Source organism: Herbaspirillum sp. AP02, assembly GCF_015767275.1.
Classification (GTDB): domain Bacteria; phylum Pseudomonadota; class Gammaproteobacteria; order Burkholderiales; family Burkholderiaceae_D; genus Herbaspirillum.
Genome location: NZ_JADWMY010000001.1, coordinates 175,614 through 189,420 on the forward strand (window position 1 = coordinate 175,614; position 13,807 = coordinate 189,420).

Genomic DNA, 13,807 nt, shown 5'->3' on the forward strand with positions numbered 1-13,807 from the left:
GGAGCGGCCCGTTTGGGCGAATTGCTGCGTTACGAATTTAGGTCAAGACGTCCAGTCTCGACCTAAATTCGCGCCTTGCACTTCATCCCAAACGGGACTCGCTCGCACTCGTGCCTAGCTATGAAATGAGTTCTAATATCCCAACCTGGCAGGTGGCAGCCAACAGGGTGGGACAAAACGTCCAATCGCCAACACACTTTATTGGCGTTACATTACCACGCTCTGATACATACGACTGGAATTTTCCTTCATGGTTTCTCAAATCCTTCGTCGCGGATTGCTCCTGCTTCCTGCGCTTTTGTTGGCTGGGTGCAACACCGTCGTGATGAATCCTTCCGGCGACATCGCTAACCAGCAAGCGCGCCTGATCGTCATCTCGACCGCCTTGATGCTGCTCATCATCGTTCCGGTGATCATCCTGACGCTGCTGTTCGCATGGCGTTATCGCAAGGGCAATACTTCTGCTCCCTACGAGCCGGAATGGGATCACTCGACCCGTCTGGAGCTGGTCATCTGGGGCGCGCCCCTGCTGATCATCATCGCCCTGGGCCTGTTGACCTGGATCACCACCCACACCCTGGACCCGTACCGTCCGCTCTCGCGCATCGACGCCGAGCGTCCACTGGCACCGCAGGTCAAGCCGCTGGTGGTGGAAGTGGTGGCGCTGGACTGGAAGTGGCTGTTCATCTATCCGGAACAAGGTATCGCTACTGTCAATGAGTTGGCCGCGCCGGTGGATGTTCCCATCCAGTTCAAGATTACCGCGTCCAATGTGATGAATTCCTTCTACATCCCCGCACTGGCCGGCCAGATCTACGCCATGCCGAGCATGGAGACCAAGCTGCACGCCGTCATCAACAAGGCTGGCGAATATGATGGTTTCTCGGCCAACTACAGCGGTGCCGGCTTCTCGCACATGCGCTTCAAGTTCCATGGCCTGGACCAGGCCGGCTTTGATGCCTGGGTGCAGAAGGCCAAGGCCGATTCCGGCAAGCTGGACCGTGCCGAGTACCTGAAGCTGGAACAGCCCAGCGAACGCGACCCGGCCCGCCTCATCGGCAGCGTCGAACCGAACCTGTTCCACGCCATCGTGAACCGCTGCGTGGCTGCCAACACGGTTTGCATGGACCAGATGATGGCCACCGACCTGAACGTGAAACCGGGCCAGCAAAAGGCTGAATGATTTCCTTGCCTGGTAGCCGTATTAGCGCAGCAGAACACCGCTGCGCCCCAATTTCCTTTTTCCCCGGGAAGTAAAGATGTCTGACAATTTTGACCTGATAAAGCTGATCTTCGGTCGCCTCAGTCTGGAAGCGATTCCATACCACGAGCCGATCCTGATCGCTACTTTCGCCATGGTGGCGCTGGGCGGCCTGGTGGTGCTGGGCCTGCTGACCAAATATCGTCTGTGGGGCATGCTGTGGCGCGACTGGTTCACCAGTATCGACCACAAGCGCATCGGCATCATGTACATCGTGCTGGCCATTGTCATGCTGCTGCGTGGCTTTGCCGATGCGGTGATGATGCGCGCACAGCAGGCCATCGCCTTCGGTGACAACGCCGGCTTCCTGCCGCCGCACCACTATGACCAGGTGTTCACCGCCCACGGCGTGATCATGATCTTCTTCGTGGCCATGCCCCTGGTGACCGGTCTGATGAACTACGTCGTGCCGCTGCAGATCGGTGCGCGCGACGTGGCCTTCCCGTTCCTGAACAACTTCAGCTTCTGGATGACCACCTTCGGCGCGCTGCTGGTGATGGCCTCGCTGTTCGTGGGCGAATTCGCCCGCACCGGCTGGCTGGCCTATCCGCCGCTGTCGGGCATCCTGTACAGCCCTGACGTGGGGGTGGACTACTACATCTGGGCCTTGCAGGTGGCCGGGGTAGGGACGCTACTCTCCGGCATCAACCTGGTGGTGACCATCGTCAAGATGCGCGCCCCGGGCATGAACATGATGAAGATGCCGGTCTTCACCTGGACCTCGCTCTGCACCAACGTCTTGATCGTGGCTGCCTTCCCGGTGCTGACTGCCGTGCTGGCCATGCTGTCGCTGGACCGCGTCTTCGGCACCAACTTCTTCACCAACGACATGGGCGGCAACGCCATGATGTACGTGAACCTGATCTGGATCTGGGGCCACCCCGAGGTCTACATCCTGGTGCTGCCGGCCTTCGGCGTGTTCTCTGAAATCGTCTCGACCTTCAGCGGCAAGCGTCTGTTCGGCTACACCTCCATGGTCTATGCGACCGTGGTGATCACCATCCTGTCCTACCTGGTGTGGCTGCACCACTTCTTCACCATGGGTTCGGGCGCCAGCGTGAACTCGTTCTTCGGCATCACCACGATGATCATCTCGATCCCGACCGGTGCCAAGATCTTCAACTGGCTCTTCACGATGTACCGTGGTCGCATCCGCTTCGAAGTGCCGATGCTGTGGACCATCGGCTTCATGATCACCTTCGTCATCGGTGGCATGACCGGCGTGCTGCTGGCCGTTCCCCCGGCTGACTTCGTGCTGCACAACTCGCTGTTCCTGATCGCTCACTTCCACAACGTCATCATCGGCGGCGTGGTGTTCGGCATGTTCGCCGGCATCAACTTCTGGTTCCCGAAGGCCTTCGGCTTCAAGCTGAACCAGTTCTGGGGCAAGTGCTCGTTCTGGTTCTGGTTCGTGGGCTTCTACCTGGCCTTCATGCCGCTGTACGTGCTGGGCCTGATGGGCGTGACCCGTCGCATGAGCCACTTCGACGACCCGTCGCTGCAGATCTGGTTCGTGGTCGCTGCACTGGGTGCCGGCCTGATCGCCCTGGGCATCGGTTCCTTCATCATGCAGATCGCCGTTTCGATTCGCGACCGCAAGAAGCTGGCCGACGTCACCGGCGACCCTTGGGATGCCCGTACCCTGGAATGGTCGACCTCCTCGCCGCCGCCTGCCTACAACTTCGCCTTCACCCCGGTCGTGCATGACAACGACGCCTGGGCTGACATGAAGAAGAACAAGTATCAGCGTCCGCTGGGTGACTTCGTGGAAATCCACATGCCCAAGAACACCGGTGCCGGCTTCATCATCGCTGCGCTGTCGGCAGTGCTGGGCTTCACCCTGATCTGGCACATGTGGCTGCCGGCCGTGGCAATCTTCGTAGCACTGGTTGCCGCCACCATCATCCATACCTTTAATTACAACCGCGACTACTACATCCCGGCCGACGAAGTCGTCCGTGTCGAAGCAGAGCGCACACGTCTGTTGAATAGCCATGTCTGAAGCAATCAACCACACGGCCGACGCGACGCCTAGCTCGCGCTATTTCGTCCGCCATCACCATCCAGAGAACGGCACCCTGCTGGGCTTCTGGATCTACCTGATGAGCGATTGCCTGATCTTCGCCTGCCTGTTTGCGTGCTATGCCGTGCTCGGCCGCAACTACGCCGGCGGCCCGACCGGCGCCGAGCTGTTCGACCTGCCGCTGGTGGCGCTGAACACCGCGCTGCTGCTGCTGTCGTCGATCACCTACGGCTTCGCCATGCTGGCCATGCAGGCCAAGAAGCAGCAGAACACCATCATCTGGCTGATCATCACCGGTCTGCTGGGTGCCGGCTTCATCTACTTCGAACTGTATGAGTTCCTGCACCTGATCCACGAAGGCGCCGGCCCGACCCGCAGCGGTTTCCTGACCTCGTTCTTCGCCCTGGTCGGTACCCACGGTCTGCACGTCACCTTCGGCATCATCTGGTTGATCGTGCTGCTGTTCCAGATCAACAAGCATGGTCTGACCGAAGCCAACGGCCGTCGCCTGATGTGCCTGTCGATGTTCTGGCACTTCCTGGACGTGGTCTGGATCGGTGTCTTCACCTTTGTCTATCTGATGGGAGTCCTGCCATGAGCCGCGGCCACCAAGAACACCCGGCCCGTCCGATGGGCCACCACGATGACCATGGCCACGGTCATGGTCATGGCGACCACGCCGCGCATGGCACGATGAAGGATTACGTTACCGGCTTCGTGCTGGCCGTGATCCTGACCGCGATTCCGTTCTGGATGGTGATGAACAAGTCCATCTCCAGTTCGGCCACGCTGGGCATCGTGCTGCTGGCCTTCGCCGCCGTGCAGATCGTGGTGCATATCAAGTACTTCCTGCACATGAACGGCAAGTCCGAAGGTGGCTGGAACATGCTGGCGATGATCTTCACCATCGTCATCGTGGTCATCACTCTGTCCGGTTCGCTGTGGGTCATGTATCACCTGAACCACAACATGATGCCGACCATGTCGCCGGAAAACATGCCGACCGAAACTGTCCCGCAATCGATGCAGGGCATGCAGGGTATGCAACACGGCGCAGCCCAATCGAAATGAGCCCGACGCCGAATCATGGCGTGAAGCAGGGCAAAGAAAGCGGAGCGGCGCAAGCCGCTCCGGTATCCCGCACAAAGGCCAGCCTGCTGTTGCTGACCCTCTTGGCGGGATTTTTCTTTCTGGTCTTCGCTGCGCTGGGAAGCTGGCAGGTCTATCGCCTGCAATGGAAGCTGGATCTGATCGCCAAGGTCGATGCCCGCGTGCACGCCGCACCGGTGGCCGCCCCTGGGCCCCAGGAATGGCCACAGGTCTCGGCAGAACGTGACGAGTATCGCCGCGTGAGTCTGGCTGGCCGCTACTTGTACAGCAAGACCGTGGCCGTGCAGGCCAGCACCGACCTGGGTAGCGGCGCCTGGCTCGTGACGCCGTTGCAACTGGTCGACGGCACGCTGGTGTTGGTCAATCGCGGCTTCGTCAACGTCTCGCCGCTCAAGCTGGACGCCATGGCACTGGCCGATGCGCCGGTCGGTCAGACCACGCAAGTCGTCGGTCTGCTGCGCATGAGCGAGCAGGGCGGTGGCTTCCTGCGCAGCAATGACGCTGCCCAGAACCGCTGGTACTCGCGCGACGTCAAGGCCATCGCGCAAGCGCGTGGCCTGTCGGATGCGGCGCCGTACTTCGTCGATGCCGACAAGCCTTCGGCCGAAGCCAATGCCGCTGTAGCACCGGATGCGCAGAAACCGGTCGGTGGCCTGACCGTGATTGCCTTCCACAACAGCCATCTGGTCTATGCCCTGACCTGGTATGCCCTGGCCCTGATGTCGCTGGGTGCCGGCTACTGGCTGATCCGTGATGAGCGCCGTTGGCGGCAGCGCATCCAGGCCGCCCGCGTCCAGGACTGAGGCGCATGACTGCCGCCGATACCGTCGCCAAGCGCAAGACGCTGCGGGAGCGCTGGCAGCGCCTGCGCCAGGGGGAGCAGAACCCGGCCGCCCACCAGAACATGCTGCTGTTGATCCAGCTGCGCTGGCTGGCGGTATTGGGGCAGGTGTCCACCATTGCCTTCGTGGTGCTGGTGTTCGACCTGCACCTGCCGCTGCCGCATATGCTGGAGGTGCTGTCCTGCCTGATCGCCTTCAACATCGCCAGCCACCTGCGCTGGCACGAGCGACGCATCGCCACCAATGCCGAACTGTTCCTGGCCTTGCTGGTGGACGTGGCGGTGCTGACCTTCCAGCTCTATCTGAGCGGCGGCATCACCAATCCCTTCGCCTTCCTCTACCTGATGCAGATCATCCTCTCGGCCGTGCTGTTGAAGCCCTGGTCGAGCTGGGCCATCGTCGGCGTCACCATGGTCTGCCTGGCCGGGCTGGCGTTGTTTTCCGAACCGCTGGCCTTGCCGCCGGATCACAATGCCGGCCTGCTGAGCCTGTATGTGGAAGGCACCCTGATCTGCTTTCTGCTCAACGCTGGCTTGATGGTGTTTTTCATCACCCGTATCAGCAGCAACCTGCGTGCCGGCGACGCCTTGCTGGCCGACCTGCGCCAGCGCGCCGCCGAGGAAGATCACATTGTGCGCATGGGCTTGCTGGCCTCCGGCGCGGCCCATGAACTGGGAACGCCGCTGGCGACCGTCTCGGTCATCCTCGGCGACTGGAAGCGCATGCCCGACATCAGCCAGCGCCAGGACATGCTGGACGACATCGCCGAGATGGAAGCCCAGCTGCAGCGCTGCAAGTCCATCGTCAGCGGCGTGCTGCTCTCGGCCGGCCAGGCCCGTGGCGAATCTTCCATCAAGACCACCCTCAACACCTTCCTCGACAGCGTAGCCGAGGACTGGCGCAAGACCCGCCCGGTGGAAGTCTTCCAGTATCGCAACCTGATTGATCAGGACGTGCCGGTGGCCTTTGACTCGGCCATCAAGCAGATGCTGGGCAATGTGCTGGACAATGCCTTCGAGGTCTCGCCACACTGGCTGGCGCTGGAGGTCAGGCGCGAGGGCGATCTGTTGCTGATGGAAGTGACCGACCAGGGGCCGGGCTTCCCGGACTGGATGATCAACCAGATCGGCAAGCCCTACCAGTCCACCAAGGGCAAGCCCGGTCGTGGACTGGGCCTGTTCTTCGTGGTCAACGTCGCGCGCAAGCTGGGTGGGCGGGTCTGGGCCCGCCATCGCAGCGGTGGCGGCGCCTGTGTCACGCTGGAGTTGCCGCTATCGGCCATCAGCCTGGAAAGCCCGTCCGAGGCCGCACCGGGCAGCGTCGCACCGGATTTTCCGACCGGCGCTTGATGTGACGCAAGCCGCGCCTGAAGCGCATTTGACTGCCATCATTCCTTTTTCTTTTGCTCGCTGCCATGCCTGGTGCCGTCTCGACATACAATAGCGCCCTGGGAAAGCAGATAGAAGAAATAGGGAATGTACATGCCGGCTGATCGCCTGCTCCTGATCATTGAGGACGATGCCGCCTTCGCACGCACCTTGGGGCGCTCCTTCGAACGCCGTGGCTACACCGTATTGCTTGCCGCCAGCCAGGAAGAAGCGGCGGCCCACCTCAGGCAACACCAGCCCGGCTATGCCGTGGTCGACCTGAAGCTCGGTGGCAACGCCTCCGGCCTGGCCTGCGTGCAGATGCTGCATGCTCACGACGAGGCCATGCTGATCGTGGTGCTCACCGGATTTGCCAGCATCACCACGGCGGTGGAAGCCATCAAGCTGGGCGCCTGCCAGTACCTCGCCAAGCCCTCCAATACCGACGACATCGAAGCCGCCTTCGGCCACGTGGCCGGCGCCTCCGAGGTCGAATTGCCGGCCCGCGCCACCTCCATCAAGACCCTGGAATGGGAGCGCATCCACGAAGTGCTGGTCGAGACCGATTTCAACATCTCCGAAACCGCCCGCCGACTCGGCATGCACCGCCGCACCCTGGCGCGCAAACTGGAAAAGCAGCGGGTCAAGTAAGCATCAAGCATGCAAGCGCTCGGGCAGCGCCAGGGCAGGGCGCCAACGGTTATCATGACGCGCGCAATGACGCCCGCAGATCAGGCAAGGCCATCTCATCAAAAGGGAATGACGTGAAACAGTTCAACTTCCAGTTCGACTTCCGGCGCAGCATCCTGTGGGCGGCCAGTGCCGCCGTCCTGTCCCTGGCCAGCGGCACCGCCAGCGCCCAGGAGACCATCAAGATCGGCGAGATCAATAGCTACAAGGCGCAACCGGCCTTCCTGGAGCCGTATCGCCGTGGCTGGGAAATGGCGCTTGATGAAGTCAATGCCGCCGGTGGCGTGCTGGGCAAGAAACTGGAAGTGATTGCCCGCGACGACAACGGCAACCCCGGTGACTCCGTGCGCGTGGCAGAGGAATTGATGGCCCGCGAACGGGTGGCCTTGCTGTTTGGCGGCTTCCTCTCCAACACCGGCCTGGCGCTGACCGATTACGCCCGCCAGCACAAGGTGTTCTTCCTCGCCGCTGAGCCCCTGACCGACAAGATCGTCTGGCAGAACGGCAACAAGTACACCTATCGCCTGCGCCCCTCCACCTACATGCTGGTGGCCTCGGTGGTCAAGGAAGCGGTCAAGCTGAAAAAGAAGCGCTGGGCCATCGTCTACCCCAACTATGAATACGGCCAGTCGGCCGTGGCCAGCTTCAAGACCCTCATGAAGCAGGCCCAGCCCGATGTGGAGTTCGTGGTCGAGCAGGCGCCGCCGTTGGGCAAGATCGATGCCGGTGCGGTGACCCAGGCCCTGGCCGACGCCAAGCCCGATGCCATCTTCAACGCACTGTTCGCGGCCGACCTTGGCAAGTTCGTGCGGGAAGGCAATACCCGTGGCCTGTTCGACCATGTGGAAGTGGTCTCGCTGTTGACCGGCGAGCCGGAATACCTGGATCCGCTGAAGAACGAAGCCCCGCAGAACTGGATCGTCACCGGCTATCCCTGGTATGCGATCAATACGCCCGAGCACAAGAAGTTCGTCGATGCCTACCGCAAGAAATTCAATGACTACCCCCGCAACGGTTCGCTGGTCGGCTACAGTGCCCTGATGTCGATCGCGGCCGGCATCAGGAAGGCCGGCAGTACCGATGCCGACAAGTTGGCCGCCGCCTTCTCCGGCCTGCAGGTCGAGACCCCGGTGGCCAGCATCGTCTACCGTGCGCAGGATCACCAGTCCACTCTGGGCGCCTTCGTCGGTCGTACCGGCATCAAGGACGGCAAGGGCATCATGACCAGCTTCAGCTATGTCGATGGCGCCAGCCTGCAATTGCCCGATGCCGAAGTCAGGAAACTGCGCCCGGCCGATTGAGTTGGCGTGTGGTGATCCTCCTTTCAAGCGAGCGCCCGTGACGCCATGACCCTGGCCAGCCTCACCGTGCAGATGGTCAATGGCCTGGCCGACGCCTCCGCGCTGTTCCTGGTGGCCGTCGGTCTGTCGCTGATCTTCGGCGTCACCCGCATCGTCAACTTCGCCCATGGTTCGTTCTACATGCTGGGCCTGTACCTGGCCTATAGCCTGGTGGAACGGCTGGGCGCGAGCGCACTCGGCTTCTGGGGGGCGGTGCTGCTGTCGGCGCTGATCGTGGCCGCACTTGGCGCGCTGGTGGAGGTGGTGGTGCTGCGGCGGATCTATCGCGCTCCCGAATTGTTCCAGTTGCTGGCTACCTTTGCGCTGGTGCTGGTGATCAAGGATGCCGCACTCTGGTACTGGGGCCCGGAAGACCTGTTCGGCCCGCGTGCCCCGGGCCTGGGCGGTGCCGTGCCACTGCTGGGGCGGCGCCTGCCACAATATGACCTGCTGCTGATCTTCATCGGCCCGCTGGTGTTGGCGCTGCTGTGGCTGCTGCTCAACCGCACCCGCTGGGGCACATTGATCCGGGCCGCCACCCAGGACCGCGAAATGCTGGGCGCACTGGGCGTGAACCAGGCCTGGCTGTTTACCGCCGTGTTCGCCCTGGGCTGCTTCCTGGCCGGCCTCGGTGGCGCGCTGCAAGGGCCGCGCATGCCGGCCAACCTGGCCCTGGACCTGGATACCATCGGCAACGCCTTCGTGGTGGTGGTGGTCGGTGGCATGGGCTCCATCGGTGGCGCGTTTGCAGCGGCGGTATTGATCGCCGAAGTCAAGGCGCTCTGCATCGCCATGGGCAACGTCTCCGTCTTCGGCATCGACATCTCCCTCTCGCGGCTGACCCTGGTGGTCGAATTTCTGGTGATGGCCGTGATTCTCGTCATGCGCCCCTGGGGCTTGTTCGGCAAGCCGCTGGCGGCGGTGCGCGTAGCTTCCGCCCATGTGTCCGCGCTGGATGCAGGCGGCCGCGCGGCACGTCTGGCCGGACTGGCGTCGATGTTGTTGCTGTTGGCCTTGCCGCTGTTGGCGGGCCGCTTCCCCTATCTGCCAGTGCTGATGGTGGAAATCCTGATCGCCGTGCTGTTCGCCGCCAGCCTGCATTTCCTGATGGGGCCGGGGGGCATGGTGTCCTTCGGCCATGCCGCCTATTTCGGCCTGGGCGCGTATGCCGCCGCACTGGTCTCGCTGCGCCTGCAGTGGCCGCTGCCGTTGGCAATGGTCAGCGGCGCACTGGCGGCGATGCTCGCGGCCCTGCTGTTCGGCTGGTTCTGCGTGCGCCTGTCGGGCGTGTACCTGGCCATGCTTACGCTGGCCTTCGCGCAGATCGTCTGGGCCGGCATCTTCCAGTGGGATGACCTGACCGGTGGCAGCAATGGCCTGGTCGGTCTGCGACCGGGCGAGATGCTGGCTTCACCGCTGGCTTATTACTACCTTGCGCTGACCTGCGCCGCGCTGGGCGTATACCTGTTGCGACGCGTAGTGCAGGCGCCGTTCGGCCTGGCCCTGCGCGCCGCCCGCGATGCCCCGGTACGGGCCGAGGCGCTGGGCATGGATGTGCGCGCCCTGCAGTGGGGCGGCTTTGCCGTGGCCGGTCTGTTCTGCGGCCTGGCCGGTGTCCTGTTCGCGTTTTCCAAGGGCAGCATTTCTCCCGAGGTCGCCAGTGTGAGCCGCTCGGTCGATGGCCTGGTGATGGTGCTGCTGGGCGGCGTGCAGAGCCTGCTCGGTCCCGTGCTGGGGGCCTCGCTGTTCGTCTGGCTGCAAGACCTGGTGGCACGCGAGACCGATTACTGGCGCGCCTTGCTGGGTGGGGTGATCCTGTTGCTGGTCCTGCTCTTCCCGGGCGGGATCGTGGGCGCCTTGCGCGGCCGGCGAGCACCAGGGGAGGAGGCATGAGCCTGCTGCGCGTGGAACACCTGTCCAAGACCTTCGGCGGCGTGGCCGCACTGGATGATGTGTCCTTCGAACTCCCGGCCGGCCAGATGCTGGCGCTGATCGGCCCCAATGGCGCCGGCAAGTCCACCTGCTTCAACCTGATCAACGGCCAGTTGCGTCCGGATGCCGGCGTCGTGCTGCTGGCGGACGAAGACATTGCCGGCATGCCGGCGCGCCATATCTGGCAGCGCGGCGTGGCACGCACCTTCCAGGTATCGGCCGCCTTTGGCTCGATGACCGTGCTGGAAAACGTCCAGGCCGCCTTGCTCTCGCACCGGCGCCAGTTGTGGCGCTGGTGGCGTCCCGCGGCGTCCTGCCTGCGTGATGAAGCCATGGCGCTGCTGGAGCAGGTCGGCATGGCAGCGCAGGCGCGCCGTGCCTGCGGGGTACTGGCCTATGGCGACATCAAGCGGGTGGAACTGGCCATGGCCCTCTCCAACGCACCACGGTTGCTGTTGATGGACGAACCCACCGCCGGCATGGCGCCCCGCGAACGCCAGCAACTGATGGCCCTGACCCGACGCCTGGTCAGCGAGCGCGGGCTCTCGGTCCTTTTCACCGAACACAGCATGGACGTGGTCTTCGCCTTTGCCGATCGCATCATCGTGCTGGCGCGTGGCCAGTTGATCGCCCAGGGAGTACCCGACGCGGTGCGGCGCGATGCCCGTGTGCGCGAGGCCTACTTTGGCAGCGGCGCCAGCTTCGGTGAGGCCAATATGGAGAGTCCGGCATGAGCGCGCCCTTGCTGCAGGTCGATGCGCTGAACGCCTTCTATGCGCGCGCCCATATCCTCTTCGATGTCAGCCTGGAGGTGGGTCGTGGTGAAGTGGTGGCCTTGATGGGGCGCAATGGCGCCGGCAAGTCCACCACCCTCAAGGCCCTCATGGGGCTGCTGGACGGCACGCGTGGTGCGGTCCGCTTCGGCGGTCGCGATCTTACCCGCCTGGCACCGTATCAACGTGCGCGCCTGGGCCTGGGCTTCGTCCCGGAGGATCGCCGCATCTTCACCGAACTGAGCGTGCTGCAGAACCTGGAGGCAGGCCGGCAGCCGCCGCGCGCCGGGGCAGCGGTCTGGACGCCGCAGGCCTTGTTCGAACTCTTCCCCAACCTGGGGGCCATGCCCGACCGCCCGGGCGGGCGCATGAGTGGTGGCGAGCAGCAGATGCTGACCACCGCCCGCAGCTTGATGGGCAATCCCCACCTGCTGTTGCTGGACGAACCTTCCGAAGGCGTGGCGCCGGTCATCGTGGAGCAGATGGCAGCCATGATCATCCGGCTCAAGGAACGCGGCATGTCGGTGTTGCTATGCGAACAGAATATCCACTTCGCCGCACTGGTCAGCGACCGTGCCTACCTGCTGGACCAGGGGCGCATTCTGCATCAAGGTACACCGCGCGAGGTGCAAGCTCATCAGCAGCAATCCGGCCTGTAGCATGGGCTGCAGAAGGATGTAACAAAGCGCTGTCCCGCTTGTTGCAATTGACGGGGAACCGTTGAGCCTGCCCGTGTCCAAACTCCTGAAAGCAGCTCGCTTCAGCTTTCCTGGCTGGAACCGAGTCTGGCCCTATGGAGAAAAAATACAATGCCCACACTTGCCAAGCACCCTCCGGTGCATTGGCCTGCCGACGACTACAACGATGCAGGAATACGTAACGACCACGCCAAGGTCGCGGTAGGCGATGACGCCAACGATATCTTCTTTGCCGCTGTCGAAATGACGCGCATGCCGATGGTGGTGTCCGACCCCCAACAGCCGGACAATCCCATCATCTTCGTCAACAATGCCTTCATCAACATGACCGGCTATAGCCGGGCCGATGTGATCGGCAAGAACTGCCGCTTCCTGCAAGGCCCGGAAACCGATCGCTCGGTGGTGGCACAGGTGCGCGAGGCCGTGGCCGAGCGGCGCGAGATCGCTACGGAACTGCTGAACTATCGCAAGAACGGCTCCACCTTCTGGAATGCCCTGTTCATGTCGCCGGTCTATGACCATCAGGGCGAACTGAAGTATTTCTTCAGCTCGCAACTGGACATCAGCCGCCGCCGCGACGCCGAGCAGGCCCTGGGGCAGGCGCGCAAGATGGAGGCGCTGGGCCAGCTGACCGGCGGTATCGCGCACGACTTCAACAACCTGCTGCAGGTCATCAGCGGCTATCTGGACATCATCAACCTGGCGTTGCGCACCCCGGTACCCGACCTGGGTCGCGTGGCGCGCAGTGCCGACAGCATCCGCAAGGCCTCCGGCAAGGCGGCCATGCTGACCCAGCAGTTACTGGCCTTCGCCCGCAAGCAGCGCCTGGAGGGGCGCACCATCAATCTCAACTCGCTCACTGAAGGCTTCACCGATCTGGTGGAGCGCACCCTGGGTGGCGATATCCATGTGCGCACCGCGCTCGCGCCCGGCCTCTGGAATTGCCGCCTCGACCCGACCCAGATGGAAGTGGCGCTGCTGAACGTACTGATCAACGCCCGTGACGCCATGGCCGGCAAGGGAACCGTGCGCATCCAGACCAGCAATGAAGACCTGAGCAGCGATGAACGCGCCTTGCAGCTGGGCCTGAAGCCGGGCCTCTATGTCTGCCTCGCGGTGGTCGACGATGGCCCGGGCATTCCGCCCGACATCCTGCCCCGCGTGATGGACCCGTTCTTTACCACCAAGGACGAGGGCAAGGGGACCGGCCTGGGCCTGTCCATGGTGTATGGCTTCGTCAAGCAATCGGGTGGTTCGGTAAGGATCTCTTCCGGCGCGCAGGGCGGCACCACTGTGGCGATCTATTTCCCGGCCACCCAGGATCAGGTCGGTGGCAGCTTCGAGTTTGATAGCCGCAGCCAGAACCAGGGTGGTCATGAGCACATCCTGGTGGTCGACGACAGGATCGAGGTCGCCGAGCTGGCCCAGGACATGCTGGAAAGCCTGGGCTACCGGGTACGCATGGTCAATTCCGCCAACGAAGCGCTGCAACTGATCCGCGCCGGCGAACCGGTCGATCTGCTCTTCACCGACCTGATCATGCCGGGCCATATGAATGGTGTGGTGCTGGCGCGTGAGGCCCGACGCCTGCTGCCCTCGCTGAAAATTCTGCTGACGACCGGTTACGCCAGCGAATCGATAGAACGCCACGGTGCCGACGGCGAGTTTCCCGTTCTTGACAAGCCGTATCGCCATGACGAACTGGCGCGCAAGATTCGTATCGTCCTGGATGGCGCCACTGGCGTGAGCTGACCCCAGGCCCGCTGGCGCA

Annotated in this window: 12 protein-coding genes; all 12 read left to right on the plus strand. The window is 63.1% G+C overall.

Translation table 11 applies throughout. From position 1 onward, the window contains the following. The first annotated feature begins 250 nt into the window (after window positions 1-250). The 12 genes from cyoA to I5R65_RS00810 all read left to right on the plus strand — a co-directional run bounded on the left by cyoA (window position 251) and on the right by I5R65_RS00810 (window position 13,788). Entirely contained in the window at window positions 251-1,183 is a 933-nt protein-coding gene (cyoA, locus tag I5R65_RS00755) for a ubiquinol oxidase subunit II (RefSeq protein ID WP_196871839.1), read from the plus strand. 76 nt (window positions 1,184-1,259) lie between these two features. Next, window positions 1,260-3,263, plus strand: coding sequence for a cytochrome o ubiquinol oxidase subunit I (cyoB, locus tag I5R65_RS00760; protein ID WP_196871840.1), 2,004 nt, complete (start codon window positions 1,260-1,262; stop codon window positions 3,261-3,263). Further along, window positions 3,256-3,882 carry a cytochrome o ubiquinol oxidase subunit III gene (cyoC, locus tag I5R65_RS00765; RefSeq protein WP_196871841.1) on the plus strand — a complete coding sequence of 209 codons (627 nt, stop codon included), beginning with the start codon at window positions 3,256-3,258 and terminating at the stop codon, window positions 3,880-3,882. Before cyoB ends, cyoC begins: the two co-directional genes overlap by 8 nt. Next, window positions 3,879-4,355, plus strand: a complete 477-nt coding sequence (gene cyoD, locus I5R65_RS00770; RefSeq protein WP_006462265.1) for a cytochrome o ubiquinol oxidase subunit IV — start codon at window positions 3,879-3,881, stop codon at window positions 4,353-4,355. The genes cyoC and cyoD overlap by 4 nt, the downstream gene beginning before the upstream one ends. Continuing rightward, window positions 4,352-5,197: an SURF1 family protein gene (locus tag I5R65_RS00775; RefSeq protein ID WP_196871842.1), complete on the plus strand. Its 846-nt coding sequence runs from the start codon at window positions 4,352-4,354 to the stop codon at window positions 5,195-5,197. Before cyoD ends, I5R65_RS00775 begins: the two co-directional genes overlap by 4 nt. A 5-nt stretch (window positions 5,198-5,202) precedes the next feature. Continuing rightward, on the plus strand, window positions 5,203-6,585 hold the full coding sequence (locus I5R65_RS00780) for an ATP-binding protein (RefSeq protein WP_196871843.1): 1,383 nt from the start codon (window positions 5,203-5,205) through the stop codon (window positions 6,583-6,585). A 132-nt stretch (window positions 6,586-6,717) separates the two neighbouring features. Beyond that, entirely contained in the window at window positions 6,718-7,254 is a 537-nt protein-coding gene (locus I5R65_RS00785; RefSeq protein ID WP_196871844.1) for a response regulator transcription factor, read from the plus strand. Between the two features lie 113 nt (window positions 7,255-7,367). Next, window positions 7,368-8,594, plus strand: coding sequence for an ABC transporter substrate-binding protein (locus I5R65_RS00790; protein ID WP_196871845.1), 1,227 nt, complete (start codon window positions 7,368-7,370; stop codon window positions 8,592-8,594). Window positions 8,595-8,639: 45 nt separating this feature from the next. Further along, window positions 8,640-10,526, plus strand: a complete 1,887-nt coding sequence (locus I5R65_RS00795) for an ABC transporter permease (protein ID WP_196871846.1) — start codon at window positions 8,640-8,642, stop codon at window positions 10,524-10,526. After that, window positions 10,523-11,299, plus strand: a complete 777-nt coding sequence (locus I5R65_RS00800; protein ID WP_196871847.1) for an ABC transporter ATP-binding protein — start codon at window positions 10,523-10,525, stop codon at window positions 11,297-11,299. Before I5R65_RS00795 ends, I5R65_RS00800 begins: the two co-directional genes overlap by 4 nt. Next, on the plus strand, window positions 11,296-11,997 hold the full coding sequence (locus tag I5R65_RS00805; protein WP_196871848.1) for an ABC transporter ATP-binding protein: 702 nt from the start codon (window positions 11,296-11,298) through the stop codon (window positions 11,995-11,997). The genes I5R65_RS00800 and I5R65_RS00805 overlap by 4 nt, the downstream gene beginning before the upstream one ends. Window positions 11,998-12,147: 150 nt before the next feature. Further along, window positions 12,148-13,788, plus strand: a complete 1,641-nt coding sequence (locus I5R65_RS00810) for a histidine kinase famiy protein (protein ID WP_196871849.1) — start codon at window positions 12,148-12,150, stop codon at window positions 13,786-13,788. The last annotated feature ends 19 nt before the right edge of the window (window positions 13,789-13,807 follow it).

Excerpts from the sequence above, each read along its gene's own strand:
- cyoA (WP_196871839.1), top strand. The coding sequence starts at position 251 with ATGGTTTCTCAAATCCTTCGTCGCGGATTGCTCCTGCTTCCTGCGCTT.
- cyoB (WP_196871840.1), top strand. The coding sequence starts at position 1,260 with ATGTCTGACAATTTTGACCTGATAAAGCTGATCTTCGGTCGCCTCAGT.
- cyoC (WP_196871841.1), top strand. The coding sequence starts at position 3,256 with ATGTCTGAAGCAATCAACCACACGGCCGACGCGACGCCTAGCTCGCGC.
- cyoD (WP_006462265.1), top strand. The coding sequence starts at position 3,879 with ATGAGCCGCGGCCACCAAGAACACCCGGCCCGTCCGATGGGCCACCAC.
- I5R65_RS00775 (WP_196871842.1), top strand. The coding sequence starts at position 4,352 with ATGAGCCCGACGCCGAATCATGGCGTGAAGCAGGGCAAAGAAAGCGGA.
- I5R65_RS00780 (WP_196871843.1), top strand. The coding sequence starts at position 5,203 with ATGACTGCCGCCGATACCGTCGCCAAGCGCAAGACGCTGCGGGAGCGC.
- I5R65_RS00785 (WP_196871844.1), top strand. The coding sequence starts at position 6,718 with ATGCCGGCTGATCGCCTGCTCCTGATCATTGAGGACGATGCCGCCTTC.
- I5R65_RS00795 (WP_196871846.1), top strand. The coding sequence starts at position 8,640 with ATGACCCTGGCCAGCCTCACCGTGCAGATGGTCAATGGCCTGGCCGAC.
- I5R65_RS00800 (WP_196871847.1), top strand. The coding sequence starts at position 10,523 with ATGAGCCTGCTGCGCGTGGAACACCTGTCCAAGACCTTCGGCGGCGTG.
- I5R65_RS00805 (WP_196871848.1), top strand. The coding sequence starts at position 11,296 with ATGAGCGCGCCCTTGCTGCAGGTCGATGCGCTGAACGCCTTCTATGCG.
- I5R65_RS00810 (WP_196871849.1), top strand. The coding sequence starts at position 12,148 with ATGCCCACACTTGCCAAGCACCCTCCGGTGCATTGGCCTGCCGACGAC.